Below are 26,764 nucleotides of genomic sequence, written 5' to 3'. Positions count from 1 at the left end.
AGTCGGCAAACACTGAACCACAGGGAACACCATGACCGCACAGATCCTCGACGGCAAGGCCACCGCCGCCGCCATCAAACGCGAACTCACCGAACGGGTCACCGCCCTGGGCGAGCGCGGCATCGTCCCGGGCCTTGCCACCGTGCTCGTCGGCGAAGACCCGGGCTCACAGTGGTACGTCGCCGGCAAACACCGGGACTGCGCCGAGGTGGGCATCGCGTCCATCCGCCGCGACCTGCCCGCCACGGTCACCCAGGAGGAACTCGAGGCGGTGCTCGACGAGCTGAACGTCGACCCCGAGATCACCGGCTACATCGTGCAACTGCCGCTGCCAAAGCACATCGACACCGACGCCATCCTCGAGCGCATCGACCCCGAGAAGGACGCCGACGGACTGCACCCGACCAACCTCGGCCGCCTGGTGCTGAACGTCAACCGGCCGATCGACACGGCGCTTCCGTGCACCCCGCGCGGCGTGATTGAACTGGTCGAGCGGCACGGCATCTCCTGGGCGGGCAAGAACGTGGTCGTCGTCGGTCGCGGCGTCACCGTCGGCCGCGCGATCGGCCCGCTGCTCACCCGCCGCGAGTACAACGCCACCGTCACCCTCACCCACACCGGTACGACCAACCTCGGCGACCACCTGCGCGAGGCCGACGTCATTATCGCCGCTGCGGGCGTGCCCGGCATCGTCAAGGCCTCCGACGTGAAGCCGGGCGCAGTCGTGCTCGACGTCGGAGTCAGCCGCATCGTCGAACCCGAAACCGGCAAGAGCAAGATCGCCGGAGACGTGGCGGCGGATGTCGCGGACGTCGCCGCCTGGATTTCACCGAACCCCGGTGGGGTCGGCCCGATGACCCGAGCCCTGCTGCTGAAGAACGTGGTCGACGCGGCCGAGCGCACGCTGTAGGCACGCGGCATCCGCCGGACTACGCGCTCGGCGGCTGGTGCAGCCCGAACGGCGAGCCCTGGCTGTCGGTGCACATCGTGAACCGACCGTATTTCGCCGCCTGCTCGTCGGTGCCGTCCATGTCGAGTTCCAGCACGGTGCCGCCAAGGTCGAGCACCTGGGCGGCCGCGGCATCCAGGTCGTCGACCTTGAAGAAGACGTAGGGGGATGCCGCGGGGTCGCCGCCGTGGATCCCGGCCGCCGTGCCGAGCCCGGCGATGTCGTAGCCGGCGCCCTCGCCGGAGGCGCCGGGCGAGAATGTCCAGCCGAACAGCGCCTCGTAGAACTGCCTGGACTTGCCGGGATCGTCCGATCCGAGTTCGATGAATGACAGCTCTCCGGCCATGGCGCCTCCTCGTTGATGGGCGTTCCCACGCTAGGGCGGCGACCGAGGGCGGGCAACCCCCGATTTACCGACCCGCGATACCCTGTGCGGGTGCGACCACTCACCGGAGACCAGTTCCCCCTCGCCCGCGGCCCCTGGCGGGCGGTGATCACCCAACTGGCGGCAGGTCTGCGCAGTCTGTCGGTGGACGGCGTCGAGCTCACGCCCTCCTACCCCGAGACGACCATCGCACCGCTCGGCGCCGGCATCGTGCTGGTGCCCTGGCCCAACCGGGTGCGCGACGGCGTGTGGCAGCTGAACGGCGCACCCCAGCAGCTCGACATCACCGAGGTGCGTTACGGCAACGCCAGTCACGGACTGCTGCGCAACACCGCCTACCAGGTAGCCGCGCAGGACGCGGCATCCGTCACTCTGACCGCGGCGGTGCATCCGCAGCATGGCTATCCGTTCCTGCTCGACACCAGCGTGCGGTACGAGCTGGTCGACGACGGCCTGCAGGTGACGCATCAGATCACCAATCAGACGGATGTCGCGGCTCCGGTGGCGCTCGGCACCCACCCGTTCCTGCAGATCGGCGATGTGCCCAGCGAGCAGCTGACGCTGACCGTGCACGCCGCGTCCCGCTACGAGGTGGACGAGCGCAAGATCCCCACCGGCCAGGTGCCGGTGGACGACGACTATGACCTGCGCTCCGGCCGGCTGGTCGGCGAGCTGAACCTGGACGCCACCTTCGGTGACGTAACCACCCGAGACGGTGTCGCCGCCACGCTGGCCGCGCCCGACGGCCGCACGGTGTCGCTGCTGATGGACGACAGCTTCCCGTACGTTCAGGTGTTCACGCCGCGCGAATACCCGCTGCCGTCCGGCGCGGGCCTGGCCGTGGCGGTGGAGCCGATGACGGCGCCCGGCAACGCGTTCAACTCCGGCGACGGGCTGCGCTGGCTGGCACCGGGGGAGACCTGGACCGCCGTGTGGGGCATCCGGTACGCCGAATAGCTTCCCCTCGCCGCTGGCGCCCGGTAGCGTCGGCGGCATGCGCATCGACCGGCTCGAGCCGAACGAGGTGTTCGTGTTCGGCTCCAACGCGGCCGGCATGCACGCCGGTGGCGCGGCGCGCACCGCCCACCAGAAGTTCGGCGCGGTCTGGGGCGAGGGTCACGGGCTGCACGGGCAGTCCTACGCCATCGACACGATGAGCGGGCTCAATGAGATCGGCCGCGAGGTCGCCACGTTCCTCGACTTCGCCCGACAGCATCCGGAACTCCGGTTCCTGGTCACCGAAATCGGCTGCGGCATCGCTGGCTACACGCCCGCCCAGATCGGCCCGCTGTTCACCGACGTGCCACAGAACGTGATCTTGCCCGAGAGTTTTCTGTAACGAAGGGATGCCGCGATGGCCGCACTGTTCGTCTGGGAGGGAACCGATGGCTGGCGGGCCGAGGCGGCCAGTGTCCAGCTGGGATCGTCAGGGTTGACGGCATCCGGAACCCAGATCGGGGTGGATCCGCTGCCATACCGGCTGGACTACACACTGCGCACCCGCGACGACTTCGTCACGGAACTGCTGGATGTCACCGCCGTCGGTACCGGCTGGCAGCGACGGCTGATCCTTGGCCGGGACGAGAGCGGTCTGTGGTCGTGCACGGTGCAGCAGGACGGGGCGGGTCCGGATGACGTCGACCTGGCGCCGCCCGGTGGCGACATGTCCGCGCTGCACGACGTGCTCGACTGCGACCTCGGCCTGTCGCCGCTCACCAACACGATGCCGGTGCTGCGGCATCGGCTGCATACCGAGCCTGGTACCGCCGAGCTGCGGATGGCGTGGATCGCGGTGCCCTCGCTGGCGGTGGTGTCGGACCGGCAGAAGTACCAGACCGTGCGGGCGGATGTCGCGGGACCATCGGTCGTGCGCTACTCAAGTCATCGCTTCTCGGCGGAGCTCGAATTCGACTCGGACGGCTTCGTACTGACCTACCCAGGGCTGGCGCGACGCGTTGGCTGAGGGTGACTCACGGACCCGCTGACGAGTTGGAGAGTGCGGTGGCATTTCTGCGCAAACCGAAACCGAAACCCCGATCGACCGGCAGAACCCGTGCGTCGCAGCTCGCTGACGACAGCGCGGAGCCCACCCAGACGCCGCACGCCGAACCTGCGCCGACCGGGCGCCGAACGCGCGCCGCGCTCGGGGGAGTGGCAGGAGCCGCCGTCGTTGGCGCCATCGCAACCGCTGTCATCACGTCGGATCGGGTCGACAGCCTGTTCAGTTGGGTCGGCAACTTGTTCGCTCCCGCAGCGGTGTCGAGTGACGCCGAATCGGTCGCGACCAAGACGGTGACCAGCGCTGACAGGGTCTTCACCGTCGACATCCCCGAGCGCTGGTCGGTTCGGAACGCTCCTTTCGATGTGTTCGCCGACGATTCGTTGAATGTCGGCGCCGCGATGTTCGTCGGCATCGATATCGACCGCGCCCTCTCGTACGACACCGCTGGGGCGTATATCGGGGCGTCCACGCACGCGGCGGAGCAGCTCGGTCTCGTCGGGGCCACCGAGACGGAGCTGGCCCGGTGGGCGCAGTCCGAATTGGAACGGTTCGATTGGACCGTCGACGGATGCGTGCCGACCAACGATCCCGTACCCGACCGCGACGGCTGGGTTGTGCGCGGCACGGTCTGGAACGATTGTGCCGCCAACCAGGGCATGCGCCTCATCGAGCTGTATGCCCTCCCGCTCGGCGGGGACCTGACGATCCACGTGCAGATAAGCCTGATGAGCGACGATCCGGACGAGGTCGCGGAGACGCTCGTGAGATCGCTCGCCATCGTCGACTCGCGGATCGAATCGGGCGATCCGAGCGTAGGGGACCAGGTCATCCCATAAGGACCCCGACCCCACCGGGCTCTGGGCCGAGACCTCTCAGGCCTGGGCGGCCGACGCGATCGTGCCCACGCCGAGGGCGGCGAGGATTCCGCCGGAGGTGCGCTCAAGCGTCAGACTGACCCGCGGCCGGTTCAGCCACGCGTTCGCCTTCGCCGCGACGAGAGCGAGCAGCACCAGGTAGAGGCCGCCGATTACGGTCAGGGTAGCGCCGAGCAGCATCGTCATCCAGAATGCGGATGCCCCCTGCGGCAGGAACTGCGGCACGACGGCGAGAAAGAACAGTCCCACCTTCGGATTGGTCAGGTTGGAGAGCAGTCCGGCTGCGAAGGCCCGCCAGGCCGACGCCGCCGGGACGGGAGCCGCGGCATCCGCCCCGCCCTTCGCACGGTGGCTGCGGAAGGCCTGGATGCCGAGGAAGATCAGGTACAAACCGCCGATGACCTTGATGACTTGGTACACCTCCGCGGACTGCTCGATGATCGCCGCGAGGCCGACGCCGACGAGCAGGGCCCAGCCGAGTTGGCCGATCGCGGCGCCGACTCCGGCGGCGATGCCCGGCCGGAGGCCGCGCAGGCTGTAACGCAGGGTGAGGAAACTGTCCGGCCCGGGCGTCAGGGCGAGCACCAGGCCGAGTCCGCAAAAGGCGAGGAACGCGGCGGTTGTCATGCCGCGATTCTGGCATGACGGAGTACCCGCATGTCGTTAATGGCGACCAGCAGGGTAAGTCAGCGCGGCCAGACCCCTGAACTGCCGCGGCGGTGGCTGTCGACGAGGTGAGTGTCGATCATGCCGATGGCCTCCATCAGCGCGTGCATCGTGGTCGGGCCGACGAACGCGAAGCCCTTCTTGCGCAGCGCTTTCGAGAGCGCGATCGACTCGGCAGAGCTGGTGGGGATCTCGTCGAGGGACCGGGGTTCGGGGGTGCTGTCGGGTTGGAACGACCAGACGAAGTCGACGAGACCGCCCTCGGCGCGGAGGGCGACGGTGGCGTTCGCGTTGGTGATCGTGGCGCGGATCTTCGCCCGATTGCGCACGATTCCGGCGTCACCGAGGAGTCGCTCGACATCCTGTTCGGTGAAATTGGCGACGGTGTCTGGATCAAAATCCGCGAATGCGGCGCGGAACGCCGGGCGCTTGCGCAGGATGGTCACCCAAGACAGGCCAGCCTGGAATGCCTCGAGGCTGATCCGCTCGTAGAGTCCTTGCTCGTCGCGCACCGGCATGCCCCATTCGGTGTCGTAGTACTCACGCAGCAGCGGGTCGACGGAGGCCCAGGATGGGCGCACTAGTCCGTCGTCGCCGGGCACGGGGCCGGTCATGCGGCTGCCTCCAGGGTGAGCAGGGCGGTTTTCGCCTCCAGTCCGCCAAGATACCCGCCGAGGGAGCCGTCGGTGCGCAGCACCCGATGGCAGGGCACCACGACGGGCAGCGGATTCGTGGCGCACGCGCTGCCGACCGCCCGCACGGCCTTCGGGTTGCCGACGATCTCGGCGACCTCCTTGTATGTTTCGGTTGTGCCATAAGCGATGTCCGATAGGTGGCGCTGCACCGTCTGACGGAACCCGCTGGAGAGCGAATAGTCCAACGGCAGATCGAAGCCGGTGCGTCGACCGGCGAAGTACTCGTCGAGCTCCCGGGCGGCCGCGTCGAGTCTGGTCGGTGCGCGCAGGATGCGGGGGCTGATCCTGCTCGCAAGCGAGTCGAGCACACGGTCGAAGTCCTCCCGCTCGAAGCCGACCCGCACAAGGCCCTTGTCGGTGGCGGCCAGCAGCAGCGGGCCGACGGGAGAGTCGATCACGGTGTAGGCGATGTCAAGGAGGCCGGCGGCATCCGACCGCTTCTCGAGCGTGCGGTGCAGGTCGGCCAGCTTGGCGGCGTCGGGGGTGGTGAGGGTCATCAGATCGCGTGCATCTGGGTCGGTGGTGGGGTCGAGGGTGGTCATCGGGATGCTCCTGTCGATAGGTCGCCCGCTGAGCGATAGTGCGTTCGCAAATTCTTGATGCCGTCGGCGGCGGCGCGGCGGGCGGCGTCCGCGGTGCCGCCGAGGAGGTCTGCGATCTCTTGATAGGGAAGGCCGCCGAGGTGGTGCAAGGCAACGGCATGGCGTTGGCGGTCTGGTAGCTGTTTCACGGCGTTCCAGAGGTCGATGTCGTGGCCCTCCGGACTGCCGCGCGTGGTCGGCAGCTCGGCGAGCGACTCGACCGGCACCGCGTGTCGTTGCCGGGCGCGGGTGATGTCGATTGCCTTGCGGTGCGCGATGGTGACGAGCCAGGCCTGAACGTTCGCGTCGGCCGGGAGGCTGGGGTATGCGCCGAGCGCCGCCAGGAAGGTCTCCGACCAGGCGTCGTCGGCATCCGTGTGCGGCCCGAGCACGGCACGGCACACGCGCAACACCGTTGCGGCGTGCTCGGTCACGACCCGTTCGAATGGCTGCTTCGTGTTCATCATCCGGTAGACGCTCGGGGCACCCGAAACGTGAGATCGGAGCCTGAAACTACAGTCTTTCAGCTGACGGGAGCGATGACCGGCACTAGGGTTCGGAGTGTGAAGAGGAATCGCTTCTGCACTCTCGCCACCGCTGCCGGCGTGCTGGCCGCTCTCACCGCCTGCTCTGGCGCGAATTACCCGGACTTCGACCGCGAGAAGACCTCTGAGGATGACCTGCCCGCCGTCTTCTCCGACGAGTTCGACCTCGATCAGTACGACCTGTCAACGTCGCGGTTCGAGGCCACACATGAAGGCCTGGACTATTACCTAATCCGCACCAGGGGAACGTCGCCGTCGGGCGTGCTGGAGTGTGTGGCGGTCGCGCATCCCGTGCTGCCGAGCATCAGCTGCGGAGCCGGGGGTGTCACCGTGGCCGCACCCGGCTTCGGTGAGGTGCAGCTGATGTCGGCGCTCTCCCCAGACCACGACGAGTGGACGAAGATCAGCGACAACCTGAGAGTGCCGTCGGAGCGATGAGTTAGGCGACGGGTTGTCGACGCCTACCGATCATCAGCACCCCGACCACGGCACCGGCGAATCCGACCGCCGTGCCGATCCCGGCGAACAGCACGCCGCCGGCGGGGGCGACGATTGACTGGCTGATCAGCGCCTGCCAGGTGAGGATGCCGATCATCGCCGCGAACGCGAGGCTGCCGACGACCATGAGCTGAAGCCTGACGCGCGGGTTGCGCAGCACGGCGATCCGGCGAGACAGGATCTCGAGCAGCAGCAGCGCGAGCGGGATTGCCTGCAGCGCGTGCATGCCGACGAAGTGCGGGACGCGCAGGTCGCCGGCATCCGTGCTCCATCCAAGGAATGGCAGACCGGGCCCGCCATCCGGGATGCCGACCGCGTGCGCGCCGGCGATGCCCTGGAAGTCTTGCAGCTGCTCCGGCCTCGGGCCGGTCATCAGGAAGGCGAGCGCCATGCCGACCAGGCCGAGGAGTACCCCCGCCCGGATCGCGACGGCGCGCGCGGCATCCGCTCCTGGGTTGAACAGCACGGCGATGCCGACCAGCACCGTCATCAGCCAGACCACCACGATCGAGATCGCCATGAAGGACCACAGCGTGGTGTTGAGCGGTGTCGCGACGTTGAAGTGGCTGGTGGTGTGCGCCGCGGCGGCGCCCACGATGACAACGATTTCGATGACGAGGCCGATCACGGTGACCGTGCCCGCGATGTTCCCAAGGCGCCGGAAGCGACGCAGCTGTCCGATCAACCAGGCGAGCGTGATGGCATAGATGCCGATCGAGATGGCAAACTTCATCGGTTTGAACCAGGCGTTCTGCCCGAGAATCTGGTGCGGGTCGATGACCGCCAAAGCGGCGGTCACGAGGGTCAGCGCGGCCATCGCCACGGCGAGGACGACGAGCGGTCGGTGCCAGTGATCCGGTCGGGGAAGCGCCAGGGTCGAAGGCTGGCGCTGGAGGGTGGAGGTCATGAGCGGGTTTCCTTCTGTTCTGGCGGTGGCGGAGCACCGAATCGGTTGTGGGACGCGTTTTCCTGGGCAATCCGTCGCAGCCCGGCGATGAGGGCGTCGCCAAGCACCGTGCCGACCACGACGGTCTCGGCCATCCGGTCGCGGCTTCCGCTGTCGGCGACGAGCCTGAGGTCGGCATCGGCGATCAGATCGGCGGCCTCGGCATAGCGCGTGATGGCCGCCCCGAGGTCGTCCCGGCCGATCTGCGCGTAGCCGTCGAGCACGCTCGCGGCCTGCGCGATGCCGGGATTCTCCGGGTACACCCGCCAGCCGCGCTCGACCATCACCTCGTGCACCCGGGCGAGTGCCACATCCGACGGGGGAGTCGCGCCTTTCGGAATGGCCTGCTGCGCGATGCCCAGCGTTGAATCGAGCGGAAGCTGGGGGTCATCGATCGCGGCAAGGACACGGTGCGTGTCGGCGACCGAGAGCCCGCCGGTGTCGATGAGTGCGCGGATCAGGCGGAGGCGCGCGACGTGGTCGTCGCCGTATTCAGTCTGGTTGTAGCCGGTTCGATCGCCTTCGGGCAGCAGGTGCTCCCGGGCGTAGTACTTGATCGTGGCGGGACTGACCCCGCTCTGGCGGCTGAGTTCGGAGATGCGCATATCGATAGTGTGACTATCGATAGTGCAACTGTCAATAGATTCCAGCGACGACGAAGAACGAGTCCCCGCCCGTCCTCATGAATTGTTGTACTGAGTCCAAAAACTCGCTATGTTCGTTCGGTGATCGATATCCGCATTGACGGCGTCGGCAGCCGGCTGGTGCCGTACGCCGATGGTCTGGCCCAGCAGTATGACCTGCATCGAGCAGTAAGCGAAGGGTCGGCCCCAGACACAGTGCTGTTGCTCGAGCACGAAGCGGTCTACACCGCAGGCAAACGTACCGAGGCGCACGAGCGACCCGTTGGCCGAATTCCGGTTGTGGATGTCGACCGCGGGGGCAAGATCACGTGGCACGGTCCGGGTCAGCTGGTCGGATACCCGATTCTGCGGCTTCCTCAACCCCGCGATGTCGTGGCGTACGTGCGTTCCCTCGAAGGGATGCTGATCGACGTGGTGCGCGAGTTCGGCGTTGACGGGGTGCGGATCGGCGGGCGCTCCGGTGTCTGGGTGCGCACGGGGTTTCGCGACGCGAAGCTCGCGGCGGTCGGCATCCGCGTTGCCGCCGACACCACCATGCACGGCTTCGCCCTGAACTGCAGCAACGACCTCGCTCCGTTCTCAGCGATCGTCCCCTGCGGAATCAGCGACGCCGATGTGACGACTCTCTCGCAACTGCTCGGCCGCCGAATCGACCCGGTCGACGTCGTTGAGCACGTCGCTGCCCGTGTCGACATGCTGCAGGGGGCGACCGCATGAGCGTCGTACCGGGCGAACGCCGGATGCTGCGCATCGAGGCTCGCAACGCCGCGACGCCGCGAGAACAGAAGCCGGAGTGGATCAAGACTCGAGCGCGGATGGGGCCAGAGTACACCGCTGTCCACGAGCTGGTTGCGGCCAGTCAACTGCATACCGTCTGCCAGGAAGCGGCGTGCCCGAACATCTTCGAATGCTGGGAAGACCGCGAGGCGACGTTCCTGATCGGCGGTTCGCAGTGCACACGGCGGTGCGACTTCTGTCAGATCGATACGGGTAAGCCCGCCGACTATGACACGGACGAGCCGCGGCGGGTCGCGGCATCCGTTCGCACGATGGCGCTGCGATATGCGACCGTCACCGGGGTGGCCCGGGATGACTTGCGCGACGAAGGAGCATGGCTGCACGCCGAAACCGTGCGGCAGATCCACGAGCAGAACCCCGGCACCGGAGTGGAAATCCTGGCAACGGACTTCTCGGGCAACCCCGATCTGCTGGGTGAGGTGTTCGCGTCGCGTCCCGAAGTGTTCGCACACAATGTGGAAACGGTGCCCAGACTATTCAAACGAATTCGTCCAGCCTTTCAATACGAACGCTCGCTTGGAGTCCTCAGCCAGGCCCGTGACGCTGGCCTCATCACCAAGTCCAATCTCATCCTCGGCATGGGCGAAACGACCGCCGAAGTCCACGATGCGCTCAAGGACTTGTTCGCCGCCGGATGCCACATCGTCACCCTCACGCAGTACCTTCGGCCCAGTCCGCGTCACCTGCCGGTGGCACGATGGGTGCATCCCGAGGAGTTCGTCGCATTGAAGCAGGAAGCCGAGAGCATCGGGTTCCTCGGCGTTCTCGCTGGCCCACTGGTGCGCTCGTCGTATCGCGCCGGGCGGCTCTGGGCTCAATCGATGCAGCGGGCGGGGCGCCCCATTCCCGACCGGCTGGCTGCGCTTGCCGAAGACCGGGGTTTCGCGCAAGCGGTCGGCTGAGCCAGCCGCCCGCAACAGCCGGTGGGCCCGGTGGGGCTCGAACCCACGACCCGCGGATTAAAAGTCCGATGCTCTACCAACTGAGCTACAGGCCCTACTGCTACAAATCTACCGCCCCGGCGCGGGGTCCGATGACACGCTTAGGCTGGGAGGGTGACTGAGGACTTCCACCGGCCGACGCGGTTTCCCACCGAGCGGTTCGAGGCGTACCAGGGCGGCGACGACCCTGCCGAGATCATGCGCGTCGCACACGACTCGGCGCGGGCCTTGATTGACCGGGCCAAGCACGAGAGTGATGACGCGGTGATCGAACGACTGATCGCATATACCGACACCAATGGGGTCGACGCGCTCGCCGAACTATGGGCGCGGTCCAGCCCGACCACGTTGCCCGGCGCTCTGTGGCGGATCTACCTGGTGCGGGCTCTGATCCGGCAGGACGCCGCCGGGGTCAGCCAGCTGTTCCAGCGCGGTACCGAGGTGCTGCGCACCATCGACGCAGCCGTGGCGGGGGCGGCGATCCCGACCGGACCGGCCGAAATCGTGGCGCTAGCCGATGAGATCCTGCGTGGGGCGTTCCGCGGCGACTTCGCGATCGCGCTCGACCGCGCTGCCGCGTTCTGTCGAGTGACCGGTGCCGGCGCGACGAGCGTCGCGGACGACCAGGAAGGGCACAACCCGGAGCGCTCGAGCGAACTCACCCGCCGAGCCCTGCGGTTGTCGACCACCGCGCAGGAACTCACCGCCTGTGCGCGACTGTGGCGGAGCGACTCGCTCGAGTAGTGCGGCGGGCGAACCTCCGTATGCCCTGAGTCGGTTTGGCCTTGCTCGCAGCGCCACGTAAACTCGTAGTCGCTCGGCCGCAGTAACCCCGGGCTCCATCTTTAGCCGCTCCGAGCGGCCTCACGCCGAGAGGCGTTCTGCGGCCGGGTACAAACTCTCTCGCGGCCGCCTTTCCCACGGCCGCCCGACCCCCGTTGTCCGGGCGCTGGCACGCGGCTAGAGTCGGCCACAGCCCCTGCCGGGGACAAACTCCAGACACGTTCCTCGGACGGCTGTCTCGCCCGGTTCGGATTCGCGTTCTGGACTGAGAGAACGGGAAAGCGTCATGACCAAGTACTTTTTCCAGGGGAAATACGTGGGTCAGGGGATCAAGGGCCTGTTGCAGGAGGGCGGCTCCAAGCGACGGGACGCCGTCGTCGAGGCGCTCAAGTCCGTCGGCGGAACACTGGACTGGATCTACTACGCCTTCGGCGAGACGGACGTGCTCGGCGTGATGGACATCCCCGACCAGGCCAGCGCCGCAGCACTGTCGCTGATGATCAATTCCACTGGTGCGGTATCGGTGCACCTCATGCCGCTCATGACACCTGAGGACATCGACGCGGCCACGACCAAGACGCCGGCGTACCGGGCACCCGGGGCTTAGAACGGCCTAAACGGCTCCAGCGCCCGCAACGACAACAGCCCCCAGCGAATCGCTGAGGGCTGTTGTTGTGTGGCTGGTTATCCGAACTTACCGGAGACGTAGTCCTCGGTGGCCTGCACGGCCGGGTTCGAGAACATCTTGGCCGTCTCGTCGTACTCGATCAGCTTGCCGGGCTTGCCGGTGCCGGCGATGTTGAAGAACGCGGTCTTGTCCGACACACGCGAGGCCTGCTGCATGTTGTGGGTCACGATCACGATCGTGTACTCGGTCTTCATCTCTTCGATGAGGTCCTCGATCGCCAGCGTGGAGATCGGGTCGAGGGCGGAGCAGGGCTCATCCATCAGGATCACCTCAGGCTGCACGGCGATGGCGCGCGCGATGCAGAGACGCTGCTGCTGTCCACCGGAGATACCGGAACCCGGCTTCTCGAGGCGGTCCTTGACCTCGTTCCAGAGGTTCGCGCCGCGCAGTGCCTTCTCCACCAGGTCGTCGGCGTCTGGCTTAGACATCCGATGGTTGTTGAGCTTCACGCCGGCCAGCACGTTCTCACGGATCGACATCGTGGGGAACGGGTTCGGGCGCTGGAACACCATGCCCACCTGGCGGCGCACGAGCACAGGGTCGACACCCGAGTCGTACAGGTTGTTGCCGTCGATCAGCACCTCACCGTCGACGTATGCGCCGGGGATGACCTCGTGCATGCGGTTCAGCGTGCGCAGGAACGTCGACTTGCCGCAGCCCGACGGGCCGATGAACGCGGTGACGCTGCGCGGCTCGATGTTGAGGGTGACCCCTTCGACGGCTTTGAACTTGCTGTAGTAGACGTCAAGGTCGTTGACTTCGATGCGTTTTGACACGGTTTCTATAGCTCCTAGCGGCCCGTCTTGGGGGCGAAGATCTTGGCGATGAGGCGGCCGCCAAGGTTGAGAATCATCACGATCAGGATGAGGGTCAGGGCTCCTGCCCAGGCACGATCGAGGTAGGCCTGAGCGTCGGTTCCCTGCGAAACGTACTGGTTGTACACCATGACCGGCAGCGACTGCATCCGGCCTTCGAACATGTTGTAGTTGAGGTTGTTGGTGAATCCGGCAGCCACCAGCAGCGGGGCGGTCTCGCCGATGACGCGAGCGACGGCGAGCATGATTCCCGTGGTGATACCGGCGATCGAGGTCGGCAGCACCACCTTGAGGATGGTGAGCCACTTCGGCACGCCGAGGGCGAATGCGGCTTCGCGCAGTTCGTTCGGAACCAGTCGCAGCATGTCCTCGGAGGAGCGCACCACGACGGGGATCATCAGCACCGACAGGGCGACGGCACCGGCGATCCCGAGACGGGTGCCCGGGCCGAAGATGAGCGCGAAGATCGAGTAGGCGAACAGGCCGGCAACGATCGAGGGGATGCCGGTCATCACGTCAACGAAGAAGGTGATGGCCCGGGCGAGCGGTCCGCGACCGTACTCGACCAGGTAGATCGAGGTAAGTAAGCCGATCGGTACCGAGATCAAAGTGGCCGTCCCGGTCATCAGCAGCGTGCCGACGATGGCGTGGACGGCTCCACCGCCCTCGCCGACGACGTTGCGCATCGAGTTCGTGAAGAACTCGATGTCGAACCGGGCGAGGCCGTTGGTCAGCACCGTGAACACCAGCGAGATCAGCGGTAGCAGCGCGACGATGAACGCGCCGGTGACAAGGGCGGTGACCAGCCGGTCCTTAGCCTTGCGTCTGCTCTCCACCAGCATCGAGATGACGTAGATCGCGATGATGTACAGCACGGCGCCGACGAACACGGCGCCGACGATGTTGAAGTCCTCAGTGGCGCCGCCCTGTTGGAGCAACCAGAAGGCGATGAAGGACAACACCAGCGCGGCCCCGAGCACCATCCAGGTGGTGCCGCGTGGCAGCTGACCGGAGGCGAAGGCGTTCTGAGTGGGAGCGGCGACGGATGTCTGGGTCATTAGTTCGCTCCGGAGAATTCTTTGCGGCGGCTGAGGATCCAGCGCGCGATCGTGTTCACCACAAGGGTGATGGCGAACAGGATCAGGCCGGTGGCGATCAGCAGGTTGATGTTGGTGCCGAACGCCTCGGGGAAGCGCAGCGCGATGTTCGCGGCGATGGTTCCCGGGTTCGACGACGTGAGCAGCGCGAAGGTGATTCCGCCGGATGCGGACAGCACCATGGCGACGGCCATCGTCTCGCCGAGGGCGCGGCCGAGGCCGAGCAGCGACGCGGACACGATTCCGGGGCGGCCGAAGGGCAGCACCGCGGTGCGGATCATTTCCCAGCGCGTTGCACCGAGGGCCAGTGCGGCCTCCTCGTGCAGCACCGGAGTCTGCAGGAACACTTCGCGGCAGAGCGCGGTAATGATTGGCAACACCATCACGGCGAGCACGATGGCGGCGGTGAGGATCGTGCGACCGGTGCCGGATGCCGGCGGGGCGAACAACGGAATCCAGCCGAGGTTCTCGGTCAGCCAGGTGTAGAGGGGCTGCACGGCAGGTGCCAGGACGCTGCCGCCCCACAGGCCGAAGACGACCGAAGGAACGGCTGCGAGCAGGTCGACGATGTAGCCGAGGCCCTGGGCCAGCCGACGCGGTGCGTAGTGCGAGATGAAGAGGGCAATACCGATTGACACCGGGATGGCCATCAGCAGCGCGAGGGCCGACGACCAGAGGGTGCCGAAGATGAGAGGGACAACGTACGACCAGAAGGGTTCACCCGCGAGGATGTCGATGTCTTCGGGGTCGGTGGTGAAGGCGGGGATGCTCTCGAGGAGCAGGAAGCCGGCGACACCGGCGAGGATCGCGAGGATCAGAGCGCCGGCGGTGAGGGCTGAACCAGAGAAGATGCGGTCGCCGGGCCGTTGCTTCGCCCGATTTCGAGTTGTAGTGGGCGGTGCCGTAGGCGAGGTCATCAGCGAGGGTTCCCCTGGGAATTCGTTCGGGATGGTGGTGGGGGCGGGGCTGAGACTGCGGTCACAACCCAAGTCTGCCCGGCGCCATATCCTCGCACAACAAGGCGAGGGGCACCGGGCAGACTTTGAAAGGGTGTTACTTGATCGCGCTCACTGCGGCAGAGGCTGCGTCGAACAGCGTGGAGGAGATCGGCGCGATGCCGGCGGCTTCCTCAGCGGTGGCCTGGCCGTCTTCGCTGATGACGTACTCGAAGTACGCCTTCACGAGCTCAGCGTTGGCAGCGTCTTCGTACTCGGCGCAGCCGATCAGGTAGCTGACCAGAACGATCGGGTAGACGCCAGCCTCGGTGGTGGTGCGGTCCAGCTCGATGGCCAGGTCGGTCTCGCCACGGCCTTCGACGAACGGCGATGCGTCGACGATGGCAGCAGCAGCCTCAGAAGAGTACGGGACGTACTCTTCGCCGACCTTGACTGCAACGGTGCCCAGGTCACCGGCGCGCGAAGCGTCGGCGTAACCGATGGTGCCGTTTCCGTTGGTCACTGCGTCAACGACACCGGAGGTGCCCTGTGCAGCTTCGCCACCGGGGTATGCCCAGTCGCCAGAAACCTCTGCGTCCCAGACCTCGGGGGTCACAGCGGAGAGGTACTCGACGAAGTTCTCGGTGGTGCCCGACTCGTCAGAGCGGTGCACGGCCGTGATTGCCTCGGCGGGCAGCTCAGCGTCAGGGTTCTGGGACGCGATGGCCTCGTCGTTCCAGGTGGTGATCTCGCCCTTGAAGATCTTCGCGATGGTCGGCGCGTCGAGGTTCAGGGTGTCGACGCCTTCAAGGTTGAAGATGACGGCGATGGGGGAGATGTATGCCGGGATCTCGACCAGCGGGGTGCCGGGCACGCAGCCGGCGAAGTTGTCCGCGGCGAGTTCCTCGTCCTTGAACGCACGGTCGGAGCCGGTGAAGGCGTTCGCGCCAGCGATGAAGTTGTCACGGCCAGTGCCGGAACCGGTGGGGTCGTACTCGACGGTCACGCCCTCATTGAGGCCCTGGAAGCCGGCAACCCAGGCTTCCTGAGCGGCCTGCTGCGACGAGGCGCCGCCGCCGACGAGGGTGCCGGTGAGGTCGGACGCGGCAGGCGCGTCCGCGCCGTTGCCTTCGTTCGCCGCGCACGAGGCGAGGAGCATGGTGCCTGCGACAGCAATGGCAGCGATGCTGCCATAACGCTTGATGTTCACAGAGTTCCTTTCGGGAATGTGATTTCAGATGTGGGGCCGGTGCCGACCCTCGGAAGACCCTACGGAGGCTCGGTTAACTACTGTCGCCCGTAATGGTAAACGGGAGGTAAACGAGCGCTGAACAGGAGGGCCCGCTCCCGCGTTGCAGCTCTATTCAGAATGACAGGGTGCGCTATTTGCAGACTGTGCATTCGCTGGATTACTAGAGGGCAGGCCCGTGGGTCTCGACCGCCACCAGGCCACCTTCCGGATGCTCCAGAGACACATGCAAGACGCTGAACTCGCCGGTGGCGAGCATCGTCGCCCGCCTCAGCTCCGCGTCGATCGGGGTGCCGGTGACGTGCGCGATCTCGCCGATCAGCTCGGGCAGCACCGGCCCGTGGCTGCAGAGCACCGCGGTCCTCTGGTGTGCCAGCCGTTTGCGCACGACCTTCTGCACCGCGTCGTTGCCCGACTGGTAGGCGTCCTGGCTGATGGTCTCGGTCTCTTTCACCGGCATACCGAGCAACTCGGCGGTCGGCGTGATGGTGTCCACGCACCGGGTGGCGTTCGACGTGATCAGCTTGACCGGCCGGTATGCGGCGATGCCGGCGGCGATGCCCCGTGCCTGCTCGCAACCCTTCGGGATCAGCGGGCGCGTGGCATCCGGACCATCCCATTGTTCCGGGGGCGTCGCCTTGCCGTGTCGCACCGCGATGATGGCGAACGTGCGGGCGCGCCCGCGCTCCAACCGTTCTGCGAACCGCTCCACCAGCTCGACATCGTGCGCGTAGCTGAGGATACGCCTGGCGCGCTTCAGCGACACCCACTGCAGGGCCTCGATCTCGTCGTTCGAGACGAACGTGGAGTTGGCGATCGCCAACTGGCCCACCTCGGCCTGCCAGTAGTGCACGATCTTCGACCGACCGTTCGGCATCGTGTACTCCACGGTGCCGAGCGGGGCGCCAAGCGTGATCGCCAGCCCGGTCTCCTCGGCGATCTCGCGCACCGCGCACTGCGGCAGCGTCTCGCCGGGGTCGAGCTTGCCCTTGGGCAGCGAGACATCCTTGTGCTGCGTGCGGTGCACGAGCAGGATCTTCACCTTGCCCTCGGAGATTTTCCAACACACGGCACCAGCCGCGAGCACAGGAGGTTGCGCGGAGGGTGGAACCGACGTCACCGCTTTGGCCCGCGGCGTCGGGCAGAGATCCGCTGCATCAGCACGTCTTGCACGTGCTCGAGCTTCTCGTCGCTGTCGGTGCGCGCGTGCCGGGTCCACTCGCCTTCGGAGTCCAGCCACCAGGATTCGGTGGTCTCTGCCACGGCCAGCTCGAACATGTCGTTGATCTCCACCAGGTGAGCGGGATCAGTGAGGCGCACCAGGGCCTCGACGCGGCGGTCGAGGTTGCGGTGCATCATGTCGGCACTGCCGATGTAGATCTGCGGGTCACCGTTGTTCTCAAACGAGAACACTCGCGAGTGCTCCAGATAGCGGCCGAGCACCGAGCGCACGCGGATATTCTCACTCAGTCCCGGCACTCCCGGGCGCAGCCCGCAGATGCCGCGCACCCACAGGTCGATTGGAACCCCGGCGTTGCTGGCCCGGTACAGCGCGTCGATGATGGCCTCGTCGACGATCGAATTGAGCTTGATCCGGATGCCGGACGGCTTGCCGTCGAGCGCGTTCTTCTCCTCGGTGCGGATGCGCTTCAGCAGCCCCTTCCGCAGGTGCAGCGGGGCCACCAGCAGACGCTTGAACTTCTTCTCGATCGCGTAGCCGGACAGCTCGTTGAACAGCCGGGTGACGTCCTTGCCCACCTCGTCGTCGGCGGTGAACAGGCCGAGGTCTTCGTAGATGCGGCTGGTCTTCGGGTTGTAGTTGCCGGTGCCGATGTGGCTGTAATGCTTCAGCCGGCCGTTCTTCTCCTGGCGCACGACCAGCGCCAGCTTGCAGTGCGTCTTCAGCCCGACCAGGCCGTAGACCACGTGCACGCCGGCTTTCTCCAGCTTGCGTGCCCAGGTGATGTTCGCCTGCTCATCGAACCGGGCCTTCACCTCGACCAGCGCGAGCACCGCCTTGCCCGATTGGGCGGCGTCGATCAGTGCTTCCACGATCGGGCTGTCACCGCTCGTGCGGTACAGGGTCTGCTTGATGGCGAGCACGTGCGGGTCAGCGGCTGCCTGCTCCAGGAACGCCTGCACGCTGGTGGCGAATGACTCGTACGGGTGGTGGACCAGCACATCGCGGCGGGCGATGGCGCGGAACACGTCGATCGGCGCCGACGGCTCGTACGGCTGGAACTGCACGGCGGTGGTGGGCACATGCTTGGGATACTTGAGCTTCGGCCGGTCGATGCGGGTGGCCTCGAACAGCCCAGCGAGGTCCAGCGGGCCAGGCAGGCGGTAGACCTCCTGCTCGGTGATGTCGAGCTCCTGCATCAGCAGACGCAGGGTCACCTCATCCATGTCGTCGGTGATCTCCAGACGAACCGGCGGACCGAAGCGTCGCCGCAGCAGCTCCTTCTCCAGCGCCTGGATCAGATTCTCCGACTCGTCCTCGTCGACCTCGAGGTCTTCGTTGCGGGTCACCCGGAATTCATGGTGCTCCAGGATTTCCATCCCGGGGAACAGGTCGCCGAGGTGGTTGGCGATCAGATCCTCGATCGGGATGAAGCGCAACCGGCCGCTGCCGTCATCCGGCAGACGCACGAACCGGGGCAGCATCCCCGGCACCTTGAGCCGGGCGAACTCCACCCGGCTGGTCTTGGGGTTCCGCACCCGGATCGACAGGTTCAGGCTCAGTCCGGAGATATACGGGAACGGATGCGCCGGGTCGACCGCGAGCGGCATCAACACCGGGAAGATCCTCTCGGCGAACGACTGGTCGAGGGCCGCCCGGTCGACCTCGTTGAGGTCGTTCCACGTCTCGATGTGGATGCCCGCCTCGTCAAGCGCCGGCTTCACCACGTCGCGGAACGCGACGGCGTGCCGCTCCTGCAGCTCGTGCGCCTTCTCCGACATATTCGCCAGCACTTCGGTGGGCGGCGTGCCGATGTTCGTGGGCACGGCGATGCCCGTCGCGATGCGGCGCTTCAGCCCGGCGACGCGCACCATGAAGAACTCGTCGAGGTTGCTGGCGAAGATCGCCAGGAAGTTCGCGCGCTCCAGCAGCGGCACATTCGGGTCTTCGGCCAGTTCCAGCACCCGCTGGTTGAACGCGAGCCAGCTCAGTTCGCGGTCGATGAACCGATCGGCCGGGAGATTGCCCGCCTCGACCGCATATGCCTCTTCGTCGTAGTCATCGTCGAGCTGGTCGGTTGCCTCGGCAGTACCGCGAACGTAGGTCTCGCTGTCCATTCGCCTATCTTCTCACCCGAGGCGGAACACCGTGTGAACGACCTCAGCGGCGGTAGAGCACATCCACCATGTGATCGGTGTACCCAAATGCCCGGTACAACCGCATCGCCGGCTCGTTGTCGGCCTCTACATACAGGTTGGACTCGCCGATGCCGAGTGCCTTCAAGTGCGCAAGACCCGCGGCCAGCAGCGCCCGGCCGATCCCGGAGCCTGCCCTGTCGGGGTCGACGCCGAGCACGTAGATCTCACCGAGGTCATCGGCGATCTTCAGCCAGCAGTACCCGAGAATTCCACCGTCGGTGTCGCGGGCGAGCAGGAAATGCTCGGCCGGGTTCTCGGCCAGCCTCGGTTGCAGGGTGGCCAGGGTGATTGCGCCCTGCTCGGGGTGGCCCGCGAAGGCGCGCGCGTTCAGCGCCACCCACGCGGCGTCGTCGACGCCAGGGCGGAACGTGTCGATCGTGAGACCGCCGGCTGGGCCCCGCTGGTCGAGCGACTCCCGCTGGTCGAGCCCGTCGAGACCCAGCCGCAACTGCAGCAGCGTGCGATCCCGCCGCAGCCCATACCGCTCGGCCAGCACCCGGGCGGCCGGGTGGTCGCCGTGCGCCCAGGCCGCGAACGTCGGGGTGAGCACGGCGCGCAGGATCTGCTCACCGTAACCGCGGCGGCGTTCGGCCGGATCCACCACGAACTCCACCTCGTCGCCGGTCATCGCGGCGCCGACCAGCTCGCCGTCCCGTTCGAAGAAGAGCACCTCGGTCTTCTCGAGCAGGCTGGCCTCGTTGAACGGCGGTTGCCCGTCGGTCTCGAGCGCGCGGCTGATCAGCCGATCCAGACGGGCGGCGACGGATGCGTCGGAGCGGAGGTTAACCGATCGACTGAGGTGTGCGTTCACTGTCGTCCTCGTGCATGTTGAACCGGTAGCCGACGTTGCGCACCGTGCCGATCAGCGACTCCTGGTCGCCGAGCTTTGCCCGAAGCCGCCGCACGTGCACGTCGACCGTGCGGGTGCCGCCGAAGTAGTCGTAGCCCCAGACTTCGCTGAGCAACTGCTCCCGGGTGAACACGCGCGAGGGGTGCGAGGCCAGGAAGCGCAGCAGCTCGAACTCCTTGAAGGTGAGGTCGAGCGGCCGCCCGTGCACTTTCGCCGAGTAGCTGGCCTCATCGATCACGACACCGGATGCCTGGATCTTCGGCTGCGAGGAGCTGTCGCTTCCCCGGCCGATGGCCAGGCGGATGCGGGCATCCACCTCGGCGGGCCCCGCGACATCCAGCAGCACGTCGGCAACACCCCAGTCGGCGTTCACCGCGGTGAGGCCGCCCTCGGTGAGGATCACCAGCAGAGGAACGTCGAGGCCGGTGGCCGTCAGTAACTTGCAGAGCGACTTGGCCTGAGCAAGGTCGCGGCGGGCGTCGAGCATGATCAGGTCAGCGTGCGGGGCGTTCACCAACGCGGCCGGCTGGGCGGGGATGTGGCGCACCGCGTGACTCAACAGCCCCAACGCGGGAAGGACGTCGTGGTCTGCCGCAGAGGTCAGTATTAACAGCTGCGCCAATGGTCCTCCAAGATGCCGGTGCCAGTCTACTGGCGTCGACTCGGTAGCATGAGCACATGACCTGGCGGCCTATCAGCATCGTTCCGGTGTGGGTTGGTGTTGTCTTTGCCGCCGTCGCCGTGCTGATCGTCGCGCCGCCCAGTAGCTACCTGTCGTGGCTGGCCGTGATTTTCGGCACCTCGCTGCTGGTCACCTTTGCCCTGCAACTGGTGCTGCAGGAGAAGGAAGGGCTGGTCGGGCGCATCGTGCTGAGCATCGCCGGATCCGTCATCTTGCTTGCCGTGGCGACCGCCGTAGCATTGCCGATCGCAGGCATAGGATAAGAGCATGCTTCTCGCCCTGGAAATCTTCTTTATCGGTCTCCTCGCCCTCGCCAGTCTGGCTATCGCGTTCACCGCAGGGGTCGTCGTCTGGAATCTGTACCGGGGGCAGCGCTAAGCCGTGTTCGATCTCGACGCCAGCCTTGCGGCTGAGCTCGTTCCGCTCTCCTGGCTCATCGGAGTGTGGGAGGGAACCGGCGTCGTCAATTACCGGATCGGCGACGACATCGTTACCCACGAGTTCGGGCAGCGACTCTCGTTCAGCCACGACGGGCTCCCGCACCTGAACTACACCTCGTACAGCTGGCTGCTGAACGAGGCGAATACGCCGCTGGCCACCGAGGCCGGCTACTGGCGACTCAGTCGGCCGGCCGTGGACTCCGATCCGGGCCCCGGCATGCTGCCCAGCACCGGACAGCCGGCATACGCAGACGCCGAAGCGGTCGAAACGCTGCGCACCAGCGACGGCGGCTTCGAGATCGAGGTGTCGCTCGTGCACCCCGGCGGAATCAGCGAGCTGTACCTGGGTGAGGTGCACGGCCCGCGGATCGATTTGGCGACGGATGCTGTGATGCGCTCCGCCAGCGCTAAGGACTACAACGCCGCCACCCGGCTCTATGGTCTGGTTGAAGGCCACCTGCTCTGGGCGTGGGACATCGCCGCTCTCGGCCAGGATCTCCGTACTCACGCGTCTGCGAGGCTCGCCCGTGTCGACTGAATTTCTCTCCCTACCGGGCGCCGTCGGCGAGACGGTTCCGGATCACTACGGAAACCCGCTCGGTGAACAGCGCCGGCTCGCCGAAGGGCAGGCCATCGTCGACCTGTCCGACCGAGCCGTGCTCACCGTCACCGGTCCCGACCGGCTGACCTGGCTGGACTCGATCACCTCGCAACGTTTGACCGGTCTGCCGGCCGGCGAGTCGGCCGAGACGCTGCTGCTGGATGCCACCGGCCGGCTGGAACACGCCATCCGCGTGATCGACGACGGGGTCAGCACCTGGCTGCTGGTCGATGCGGGCGAGGCGGCGTCACTGGAGTCGTTCCTGCAGCGGATGAAGTTCATGCTGCGGGTGGAGATCGCCGACGTGAGCGCGGAGTACGCCACGATCGGCACTCTCGGCGAGAGGCTGGTGGCCGCGGCCGCGCCGAACGGGATGCCGCTCGAGTGGGTTGACCCGTGGCGGCAGGTGGTGTCCGGCGGGCACCAGTACGCCCAGGTGCAGGAGCATCCGGCATCCGTCTGGACCTATCGCGAAGTGCTGGTCGAACGGTCCGCGCTGGCCGGGCTCGCGACACAACCCGTGGCCGGAACGCTCGCCCTGGAGGCGCTGCGGATCGCCGCCTGGCGTCCGCGGTTCTCCACCGAGGTGGACGAGAAGACCATCCCGCACGAACTGGATTGGCTGCGCAGTGCCGTGCACCTGACCAAGGGCTGCTACCGCGGCCAGGAGACGGTCGCCAAGGTGCACAACCTCGGCCACCCGCCGCGCCGGCTGGTGCTGCTGCATCTGGACGGGTCGGACGGTGTGCTGCCGGGCCCCGGCGACGAGGTGCGCCTCGGCGAGAAGACCGTCGGCCGGATCACCAGCGCGGCCCTGCACTACGAACTCGGGCCGATCGCGCTGGCCGTGATCAAGCGCACCGTCGACCCGACGGCAGCGCTCACGGTGATCGCCGACGATCTGGAGATCGCGGCCGCGCAGGAGGTCATCGTGCCGCCGAGCGCCGGTGCCGAGGCCGATGTGCCGCGGCTGCCTCGCCTCGGCACGGTCACCCGCCCACCACGGTGAGACACCGGGCGCTGAACGGGGGCGCCGCGTTCAACGGCGCCGAGTCCGACCGGCGTGCTGCCAGCCGGCGTGGCGTCGGCGCCGTGCGATGACCTCGCAGGGCAACGCCGACCGGCTGCGGCGGCTGGAACGCAGCATCCGCTGGCGCGTCGGGTTCCGGATGTCGCTGACCCGGGTCGGCACGTCGCTGCCGGCGATCGGGCAGATCGTGATCGCCGCGCTCCTGAGCTACGCGGTGGCGCACTACCTCCTCGGCCATGCGGCGCCGGTGCTGGCGGTGACCGTGGTGGTCTCGTCGCTCGGTTTCGGCCGCGACGCCAGGCCGCGGCGCATCCTCGAGTCGGCCGTCGGCATGCTGGTCGGCATCACCCTGAGCGAGACGCTGTGGATGCTGGCCGGTTCGGGTGCCTGGCAGATCGCCGTGGCGCTGGCGGTGACGCTGGTGGTGGCCCGGTTCTCGTCGCCGAGCAACGCGTTCGCGGTGGCCGCCGGCGTGCAGTCGATGATGGTGATGATCATGCCCGCACCGGATGGCGGCGTGTACGTGCGCAGCCTCGACGGCCTGATCGGCGGCATCGTGGCGCTAATCGTGACCGCGCTGATCCCGCGCGACCCGTCATCGATCGCGCAGCGGGATGGCCGGCGGCTGTACTCCACCCTCTCCGAGGCGCTCGACTCGACCGTCGACGCGCTGCGCACCGGCAACGAGGCGGCGGCGGCGCTGGCGCTGGAACGGCTGCGGCGCACCCAGGTGCTGATCGACGACTGGACGGCCTCGCTCGACTCGGCCGTGGCGATCGCCCGCATCTCCCCGTTCCTACGCAGGCACCTGCCGGCGCTGCAGCAGCAGAAGCGGCTGCTCACCGGGGGAGACCTCAGCGTGCGACACCTGCGGCTGTTCGTGCGCCGGGTGATGTTCCTGGTGCGCGATGCCGCGGCGCGTCCCGAGCTGGCGCGCGTGGTGGAGGGCATCGCCGGCGGTGTCGTGCTGCTCGGCGACGGAGTGCGGAATCCGGCCAGCCTCGACGAGGCGCGCAGCCGCTTCGCCGCGGTCATGCGCGAGCTCGACCCGACGACCCTGCTGCCCGGTGCGCCGATGGTGGACACCGTGCTGGTGATGATGCTGCGTCCGCTGCTGGTCGACCTGCTGGTGGCCAGCGGAATGCCGGATGCCGAGGCGCGCGGGCTGCTGCCCGAGGTATAGCGGGCCCGTCAGCTCCGCGGCATCCGGCGCAATCCCGTCTCAGGCAGCGGCGCCACCGCATCCCACGCCACGGTCACCTCGCCGAGCCGCCAGCGCGCGGGGCGGCCGAGCACCGGCCAGCCGTCGGCGCGCAGCCCGGTGACCGTGGCAATCCAGCGCTGCGACGGCGCATACACCGACAGCCCGGCGTTGAACTGCCAGTGTCGGTCAAGCGCGGTGATCAGCTCGTGCACCCGCTCGCCCGGCACGTTCCGATGGATGAGCACCTTGGGCAGCCGCTCGGCCACGATGCTCGGCTTCTCCAGGTCGGTCAGCCGCAGGCTGATGGTCAGCGACTGCGGGCCGGCCGCCGTCACCTCCACCCAGCTGGCGACCCGGCCGACCTCGCTGCAGGTGCCCTCCACCAGCACACCGCCCGGCTGCAGGCGCGCCACCATCAGCTGCCATGCCCGCGCCACCTCGTGCTCGTCGTACTGCCGCAGAACATTGAACGCACGGATGACGCTGGCCCGCCGGTTGCCCGGAGCGGGCACCTCGAACCCGCCGAGCGCGAACGAGACGTGACCGGCGCCATACGACCCGCGTAGCGCACGGTTCGCGCGGGCGCTGCGCAGCGCCCGGGCCGCGGCGACATGGGAACGCCAGCGGTCCAGCTGTTCCGAGGCGAGGCGCACCCGGTCAGGGTCGATCTCGAGGCCCAGCACCTCGACATCCGGTCGCACCAAGCTCAGCCGGTGGTGCAGCTCCAGGGGCGTGCGCGCGCTGGCCCCGTACCCGAGGTCGACCACGAACGGGTCGTGCGTTCGGCGCAGCACCGGCAACTGGGTGATCCAGCGGTCGACGCGACGGAGGCGGTTCGCGCCCGTCGTGCCCCGCGTGACGCGCCCCTCGACCATGCCTCCATCCTTCCAGCCTCGCGACCCTCGGTTCGTCGAGCCTGCCTCCGGTCGAGCCTGCCTCCGTCGGTCGAGCCTGTCGAGACCCCAATAGGCTGGAGGCATGACTCATACGCTGATCCTGTTGCGCCATGGCCAGTCCGATTGGAACGAGAAAAATCTGTTCACCGGCTGGGTGGATGTGCGCCTCAGTGAGCAGGGAACCCGGGAGGCCATGCGGGCAGGCGAACTGCTCGCGGCATCCGGTCTGCACCCTGAAATTCTGTACACGAGCGTGCTCACGCGCGCCATCCAGACCGCGAACCTGGCGCTCGAAACCGCCGACCGGCTGTGGATTCCGGTGAAGCGCAGCTGGCGCCTGAACGAGCGGCACTACGGCGCGCTGCAGGGCAAGGACAAGGCGCAGACGCTGGAGCAGTACGGGCCCGAGCAGTTCAAGACCTGGCGTCGCTCGTTCGACGTTCCGCCGCCCGAGCTGGACGACGACGACGAGTACAGCCAGGCGCACGACGAGCGCTACGCAGACCTCGGCGACGACCTGCCCCGCACCGAGAGCCTGAAGCTCGTGATCGACCGGATGATGCCGTACTGGGAGTCCGACATCACCAAGGACCTGGCCGCCGGCAAGGTGGTGCTGGTCACCGCGCACGGCAACTCGCTGCGCGCACTGGTCAAGCACCTCGACGGCATCAGCGACGCCGACATCTCCGAGCTGAACATCCCCACCGGCATCCCGCTGGTGTACGAGCTCGATGACAACTTCATGCCGGTGAAGCCGGGGGAGTACCTCGACCCCGAGGCCGCGGCCGCAGGTGCCGCCGCCGTCGCCGCGCAGGGTAAGAAGTAACTCACTGAACAACGAAGCGCCCCGCATCGAGCGGGGCGCTTCGTCGTTAAGCGGATGCGGCGACTATGACGGGGTGTTGCCGTCCGGCACCCAATCGCCGGTGGCGAGGTACTGCACCTTCTTGGCAATCGAGACCGCGTGGTCACCGAAGCGCTCGTGGTAGCGGGAGGCGAGCGTCGCGTCGACGGTGTCTTCGGCGCCGCCCTTCCACGTTTCGCCGAGCAGCTTGTCGAACACGCTCAGGTGCAGATCGTCGAGCTTGTCGTCTTCGGTGCGGATCTGCTCCGCCAGCGACAGGTCCTCGGTGCGCAGCAGCTCGGTGAGCTTTCTCGCCACGTCGACATCGAGCGCGCCCATTTCAATGAACGTGTCGCGCAGCGCCTTCGGCACCACCTTCTCCGGGAACCGGTACCGCGCGAGCTGCGCGATGTGCGACCCCATGTCGCCCATCCGCTCCAGCGACGCCGAGATCCGCAACGCGCTCACGACGATCCGCAAGTCGCGGGCTACCGGCTGCTGCCGGGCCAGGATGTCGATGGCCAGCTCATCGAGCGACTTCGCGGCCGCGTCGATGCGGGCGTCGTCGGCGATGACCTGTTCGGCCAGGGCAATGTTTGAATTGTTGAAAGCCTGCGTTGCGTTCTCGATTGAGGTCGCAACCAGCGCAGCGATCTCAACGAGCCGGTCCTGCACCTCTCGCAGCTCCTGCTGGAAGACTTCGCGCATGTTTATCCTTTCGCCGTGCGGCACGACACCCACGCGGTC

At 67.2% G+C, this 26,764-nt stretch carries 32 protein-coding genes and 1 tRNA gene; 15 read left to right on the top strand and 18 right to left on the bottom strand.

The window, feature by feature from the left end:
• The first annotated feature begins 31 nt into the window (after positions 1 to 31).
• Complete coding sequence (locus HCT51_RS14195) at positions 32 to 910, top strand: bifunctional methylenetetrahydrofolate dehydrogenase/methenyltetrahydrofolate cyclohydrolase (RefSeq protein WP_166877392.1); 879 nt, start codon at positions 32 to 34, stop codon at positions 908 to 910.
• A 19-nt stretch (positions 911 to 929) separates the two neighbouring features.
• Here HCT51_RS14195 and HCT51_RS14190 read toward each other — a convergent pair whose 3' ends face one another.
• Positions 930 to 1,295: a VOC family protein gene (locus tag HCT51_RS14190; RefSeq protein WP_166877395.1), complete on the bottom strand. Its 366-nt coding sequence runs from the start codon at positions 1,293 to 1,295 to the stop codon at positions 930 to 932.
• A 90-nt stretch (positions 1,296 to 1,385) separates the two neighbouring features.
• Between HCT51_RS14190 and HCT51_RS14185 the strand changes: the two genes are divergently transcribed.
• Genes HCT51_RS14185 through HCT51_RS14170 form a run of 4 tightly spaced genes read left to right on the top strand, consistent with a single transcriptional unit; the run spans position 1,386 to position 4,172 of the window.
• A complete protein-coding gene (locus HCT51_RS14185) occupies positions 1,386 to 2,291 on the top strand; it encodes an aldose 1-epimerase family protein (protein WP_166877398.1) in 906 nt (301 codons plus the stop codon).
• Between the two features lie 37 nt (positions 2,292 to 2,328).
• Entirely contained in the window at positions 2,329 to 2,673 is a 345-nt protein-coding gene (locus HCT51_RS14180) for an A1S_2505 family phage non-structural protein (protein WP_166877401.1), read from the top strand.
• Between the two features lie 15 nt (positions 2,674 to 2,688).
• Positions 2,689 to 3,297, top strand: coding sequence for a putative glycolipid-binding domain-containing protein (locus tag HCT51_RS14175; RefSeq protein ID WP_166877404.1), 609 nt, complete (start codon positions 2,689 to 2,691; stop codon positions 3,295 to 3,297).
• A 38-nt stretch (positions 3,298 to 3,335) separates the two neighbouring features.
• Positions 3,336 to 4,172 (top strand): hypothetical protein, encoded by an 837-nt coding sequence (locus HCT51_RS14170; protein WP_166877409.1) that lies wholly within the window; start codon positions 3,336 to 3,338, stop codon positions 4,170 to 4,172.
• Between the two features lie 36 nt (positions 4,173 to 4,208).
• Here the strand turns inward: HCT51_RS14170 and HCT51_RS14165 are convergent, their stop codons facing one another.
• From HCT51_RS14165 to HCT51_RS14150, 4 genes are read right to left on the bottom strand one after another with little or no spacing between them, the layout of a single operon-like run.
• The gene (locus HCT51_RS14165; RefSeq protein ID WP_166877416.1) at positions 4,209 to 4,838 is read right to left on the bottom strand and encodes a LysE family translocator; all 630 of its coding nucleotides are present in this window, start codon (positions 4,836 to 4,838) and stop codon (positions 4,209 to 4,211) included.
• Positions 4,839 to 4,897: 59 nt separating this feature from the next.
• Entirely contained in the window at positions 4,898 to 5,491 is a 594-nt protein-coding gene (locus HCT51_RS14160; protein ID WP_166877419.1) for a DNA-3-methyladenine glycosylase I, read from the bottom strand.
• On the bottom strand, positions 5,488 to 6,114 hold the full coding sequence (locus tag HCT51_RS14155) for a methylated-DNA--[protein]-cysteine S-methyltransferase (RefSeq protein ID WP_166877422.1): 627 nt from the start codon (positions 6,112 to 6,114) through the stop codon (positions 5,488 to 5,490). The genes HCT51_RS14160 and HCT51_RS14155 overlap by 4 nt, the downstream gene beginning before the upstream one ends.
• The gene (locus HCT51_RS14150) at positions 6,111 to 6,617 is read right to left on the bottom strand and encodes an RNA polymerase sigma factor (RefSeq protein WP_166877940.1); all 507 of its coding nucleotides are present in this window, start codon (positions 6,615 to 6,617) and stop codon (positions 6,111 to 6,113) included. Before HCT51_RS14150 ends, HCT51_RS14155 begins: the two co-directional genes overlap by 4 nt.
• A gap of 99 nt (positions 6,618 to 6,716) precedes the next feature.
• Here HCT51_RS14150 and HCT51_RS14145 point away from each other — a divergent pair, with 99 nt between their 5' ends.
• Complete coding sequence (locus tag HCT51_RS14145; RefSeq protein WP_166877425.1) at positions 6,717 to 7,136, top strand: hypothetical protein; 420 nt, start codon at positions 6,717 to 6,719, stop codon at positions 7,134 to 7,136.
• A gap of 1 nt (position 7,137) precedes the next feature.
• Here HCT51_RS14145 and HCT51_RS14140 read toward each other — a convergent pair whose 3' ends face one another.
• Positions 7,138 to 8,103 (bottom strand): hypothetical protein, encoded by a 966-nt coding sequence (locus HCT51_RS14140; RefSeq protein ID WP_166877428.1) that lies wholly within the window; start codon positions 8,101 to 8,103, stop codon positions 7,138 to 7,140.
• Positions 8,100 to 8,747, bottom strand: coding sequence for a MerR family transcriptional regulator (locus HCT51_RS14135; RefSeq protein WP_166877431.1), 648 nt, complete (start codon positions 8,745 to 8,747; stop codon positions 8,100 to 8,102). The genes HCT51_RS14140 and HCT51_RS14135 overlap by 4 nt, the downstream gene beginning before the upstream one ends.
• 120 nt (positions 8,748 to 8,867) lie before the next feature.
• On the opposite strand from HCT51_RS14135, the gene lipB reads away from it, so the two are divergent.
• Both lipB and lipA read left to right on the top strand, forming a co-directional pair.
• The gene (gene lipB, locus HCT51_RS14130; protein ID WP_166877434.1) at positions 8,868 to 9,503 is read left to right on the top strand and encodes a lipoyl(octanoyl) transferase LipB; all 636 of its coding nucleotides are present in this window, start codon (positions 8,868 to 8,870) and stop codon (positions 9,501 to 9,503) included.
• The gene (gene lipA, locus HCT51_RS14125) at positions 9,500 to 10,486 is read left to right on the top strand and encodes a lipoyl synthase (RefSeq protein WP_191413639.1); all 987 of its coding nucleotides are present in this window, start codon (positions 9,500 to 9,502) and stop codon (positions 10,484 to 10,486) included. Before lipB ends, lipA begins: the two co-directional genes overlap by 4 nt.
• A 22-nt stretch (positions 10,487 to 10,508) precedes the next feature.
• On the opposite strand, the gene HCT51_RS14120 is transcribed toward lipA, so the two are convergent.
• Positions 10,509 to 10,581 (bottom strand) — tRNA-Lys (locus HCT51_RS14120).
• Between the two features lie 58 nt (positions 10,582 to 10,639).
• Between HCT51_RS14120 and HCT51_RS14115 the strand changes: the two genes are divergently transcribed.
• Both HCT51_RS14115 and HCT51_RS14110 read left to right on the top strand, forming a co-directional pair.
• Positions 10,640 to 11,269, top strand: a complete 630-nt coding sequence (locus HCT51_RS14115) for a DNA-directed RNA polymerase subunit beta (RefSeq protein WP_166877439.1) — start codon at positions 10,640 to 10,642, stop codon at positions 11,267 to 11,269.
• 325 nt (positions 11,270 to 11,594) lie between these two features.
• Positions 11,595 to 11,915: a GYD domain-containing protein gene (locus tag HCT51_RS14110; protein WP_166877442.1), complete on the top strand. Its 321-nt coding sequence runs from the start codon at positions 11,595 to 11,597 to the stop codon at positions 11,913 to 11,915.
• A gap of 77 nt (positions 11,916 to 11,992) precedes the next feature.
• Here the strand turns inward: HCT51_RS14110 and pstB are convergent, their stop codons facing one another.
• The 8 genes from pstB to HCT51_RS14070 form a co-directional block, all read right to left on the bottom strand.
• Positions 11,993 to 12,772, bottom strand: a complete 780-nt coding sequence (gene pstB / locus HCT51_RS14105) for a phosphate ABC transporter ATP-binding protein PstB (RefSeq protein WP_166877445.1) — start codon at positions 12,770 to 12,772, stop codon at positions 11,993 to 11,995.
• Between the two features lie 14 nt (positions 12,773 to 12,786).
• Positions 12,787 to 13,869, bottom strand: coding sequence for a phosphate ABC transporter permease PstA (gene pstA / locus HCT51_RS14100; RefSeq protein WP_166877449.1), 1,083 nt, complete (start codon positions 13,867 to 13,869; stop codon positions 12,787 to 12,789).
• Complete coding sequence (gene pstC, locus HCT51_RS14095; RefSeq protein ID WP_166877452.1) at positions 13,869 to 14,825, bottom strand: phosphate ABC transporter permease subunit PstC; 957 nt, start codon at positions 14,823 to 14,825, stop codon at positions 13,869 to 13,871. Before pstC ends, pstA begins: the two co-directional genes overlap by 1 nt.
• A 136-nt stretch (positions 14,826 to 14,961) precedes the next feature.
• Positions 14,962 to 16,053 carry a phosphate ABC transporter substrate-binding protein PstS gene (locus tag HCT51_RS14090; protein ID WP_370626839.1) on the bottom strand — a complete coding sequence of 364 codons (1,092 nt, stop codon included), beginning with the start codon at positions 16,051 to 16,053 and terminating at the stop codon, positions 14,962 to 14,964.
• Positions 16,054 to 16,255: 202 nt separating this feature from the next.
• A complete protein-coding gene (locus HCT51_RS14085) occupies positions 16,256 to 17,161 on the bottom strand; it encodes an NUDIX hydrolase (protein WP_224760512.1) in 906 nt (301 codons plus the stop codon).
• Between the two features lie 47 nt (positions 17,162 to 17,208).
• A complete protein-coding gene (locus HCT51_RS14080; RefSeq protein ID WP_166877459.1) occupies positions 17,209 to 19,389 on the bottom strand; it encodes an RNA degradosome polyphosphate kinase in 2,181 nt (726 codons plus the stop codon).
• Between the two features lie 43 nt (positions 19,390 to 19,432).
• Positions 19,433 to 20,281 (bottom strand): mycothiol synthase, encoded by an 849-nt coding sequence (mshD, locus tag HCT51_RS14075; protein WP_166877462.1) that lies wholly within the window; start codon positions 20,279 to 20,281, stop codon positions 19,433 to 19,435.
• Complete coding sequence (locus HCT51_RS14070) at positions 20,253 to 20,942, bottom strand: response regulator transcription factor (RefSeq protein ID WP_166877465.1); 690 nt, start codon at positions 20,940 to 20,942, stop codon at positions 20,253 to 20,255. Before HCT51_RS14070 ends, mshD begins: the two co-directional genes overlap by 29 nt.
• A 56-nt stretch (positions 20,943 to 20,998) precedes the next feature.
• Here HCT51_RS14070 and HCT51_RS14065 point away from each other — a divergent pair, with 56 nt between their 5' ends.
• The 4 genes from HCT51_RS14065 (at position 20,999) to HCT51_RS14050 (ending at position 24,256) form a co-directional block, all read left to right on the top strand.
• Positions 20,999 to 21,265, top strand: a complete 267-nt coding sequence (locus HCT51_RS14065; RefSeq protein ID WP_166877468.1) for a hypothetical protein — start codon at positions 20,999 to 21,001, stop codon at positions 21,263 to 21,265.
• Positions 21,266 to 21,383: 118 nt separating this feature from the next.
• Complete coding sequence (locus HCT51_RS14060) at positions 21,384 to 21,980, top strand: nitrobindin family protein (protein ID WP_166877471.1); 597 nt, start codon at positions 21,384 to 21,386, stop codon at positions 21,978 to 21,980.
• Entirely contained in the window at positions 21,970 to 23,052 is a 1,083-nt protein-coding gene (gene ygfZ, locus HCT51_RS14055; protein WP_224760511.1) for a CAF17-like 4Fe-4S cluster assembly/insertion protein YgfZ, read from the top strand. The genes HCT51_RS14060 and ygfZ overlap by 11 nt, the downstream gene beginning before the upstream one ends.
• A gap of 88 nt (positions 23,053 to 23,140) precedes the next feature.
• Positions 23,141 to 24,256, top strand: a complete 1,116-nt coding sequence (locus HCT51_RS14050) for an FUSC family protein (protein ID WP_166877477.1) — start codon at positions 23,141 to 23,143, stop codon at positions 24,254 to 24,256.
• A gap of 8 nt (positions 24,257 to 24,264) precedes the next feature.
• On the opposite strand, the gene HCT51_RS14045 is transcribed toward HCT51_RS14050, so the two are convergent.
• Entirely contained in the window at positions 24,265 to 25,152 is an 888-nt protein-coding gene (locus HCT51_RS14045; RefSeq protein ID WP_166877481.1) for a class I SAM-dependent methyltransferase, read from the bottom strand.
• A gap of 103 nt (positions 25,153 to 25,255) precedes the next feature.
• Between HCT51_RS14045 and HCT51_RS14040 the strand changes: the two genes are divergently transcribed.
• A complete protein-coding gene (locus HCT51_RS14040; RefSeq protein ID WP_166877484.1) occupies positions 25,256 to 25,999 on the top strand; it encodes a phosphoglyceromutase in 744 nt (247 codons plus the stop codon).
• 63 nt (positions 26,000 to 26,062) lie between these two features.
• On the opposite strand, the gene phoU is transcribed toward HCT51_RS14040, so the two are convergent.
• Positions 26,063 to 26,725 (bottom strand): phosphate signaling complex protein PhoU, encoded by a 663-nt coding sequence (gene phoU / locus HCT51_RS14035; RefSeq protein WP_166877488.1) that lies wholly within the window; start codon positions 26,723 to 26,725, stop codon positions 26,063 to 26,065.
• Positions 26,726 to 26,764: the final 39 nt, after the last annotated feature.

The sequence above is a fragment of the Salinibacterium sp. ZJ450 genome (assembly GCF_011751885.2).
Taxonomy (GTDB): Bacteria; Actinomycetota; Actinomycetes; order Actinomycetales; family Microbacteriaceae; genus Ruicaihuangia.
Note: the sequence above shows the minus strand (reverse complement) of the source record. Positions and strands in the feature narration are given on the sequence as shown.

Coding starts and splice junctions, on each gene's coding strand:
- HCT51_RS14050 (WP_166877477.1), top strand. CDS start 23,141: ATGACCTCGCAGGGCAACGCCGACCGGCTGCGGCGGCTGGAACGCAGC.
- HCT51_RS14165 (WP_166877416.1), bottom strand. CDS start 4,838: ATGACAACCGCCGCGTTCCTCGCCTTTTGCGGACTCGGCCTGGTGCTC.
- HCT51_RS14195 (WP_166877392.1), top strand. CDS start 32: ATGACCGCACAGATCCTCGACGGCAAGGCCACCGCCGCCGCCATCAAA.
- HCT51_RS14045 (WP_166877481.1), bottom strand. CDS start 25,152: ATGGTCGAGGGGCGCGTCACGCGGGGCACGACGGGCGCGAACCGCCTC.
- HCT51_RS14110 (WP_166877442.1), top strand. CDS start 11,595: ATGACCAAGTACTTTTTCCAGGGGAAATACGTGGGTCAGGGGATCAAG.
- HCT51_RS14140 (WP_166877428.1), bottom strand. CDS start 8,103: ATGACCTCCACCCTCCAGCGCCAGCCTTCGACCCTGGCGCTTCCCCGA.
- HCT51_RS14080 (WP_166877459.1), bottom strand. CDS start 19,389: ATGGACAGCGAGACCTACGTTCGCGGTACTGCCGAGGCAACCGACCAG.
- phoU (WP_166877488.1), bottom strand. CDS start 26,725: ATGCGCGAAGTCTTCCAGCAGGAGCTGCGAGAGGTGCAGGACCGGCTC.
- HCT51_RS14065 (WP_166877468.1), top strand. CDS start 20,999: ATGACCTGGCGGCCTATCAGCATCGTTCCGGTGTGGGTTGGTGTTGTC.
- HCT51_RS14135 (WP_166877431.1), bottom strand. CDS start 8,747: ATGCGCATCTCCGAACTCAGCCGCCAGAGCGGGGTCAGTCCCGCCACG.
- HCT51_RS14150 (WP_166877940.1), bottom strand. CDS start 6,617: ATGAACACGAAGCAGCCATTCGAACGGGTCGTGACCGAGCACGCCGCA.
- pstA (WP_166877449.1), bottom strand. CDS start 13,869: ATGACCCAGACATCCGTCGCCGCTCCCACTCAGAACGCCTTCGCCTCC.
- HCT51_RS14155 (WP_166877422.1), bottom strand. CDS start 6,114: ATGACCACCCTCGACCCCACCACCGACCCAGATGCACGCGATCTGATG.
- pstC (WP_166877452.1), bottom strand. CDS start 14,825: ATGACCTCGCCTACGGCACCGCCCACTACAACTCGAAATCGGGCGAAG.
- HCT51_RS14040 (WP_166877484.1), top strand. CDS start 25,256: ATGACTCATACGCTGATCCTGTTGCGCCATGGCCAGTCCGATTGGAAC.
- HCT51_RS14175 (WP_166877404.1), top strand. CDS start 2,689: ATGGCCGCACTGTTCGTCTGGGAGGGAACCGATGGCTGGCGGGCCGAG.
- HCT51_RS14160 (WP_166877419.1), bottom strand. CDS start 5,491: ATGACCGGCCCCGTGCCCGGCGACGACGGACTAGTGCGCCCATCCTGG.
- HCT51_RS14180 (WP_166877401.1), top strand. CDS start 2,329: ATGCGCATCGACCGGCTCGAGCCGAACGAGGTGTTCGTGTTCGGCTCC.
- HCT51_RS14190 (WP_166877395.1), bottom strand. CDS start 1,295: ATGGCCGGAGAGCTGTCATTCATCGAACTCGGATCGGACGATCCCGGC.
- lipA (WP_191413639.1), top strand. CDS start 9,500: ATGAGCGTCGTACCGGGCGAACGCCGGATGCTGCGCATCGAGGCTCGC.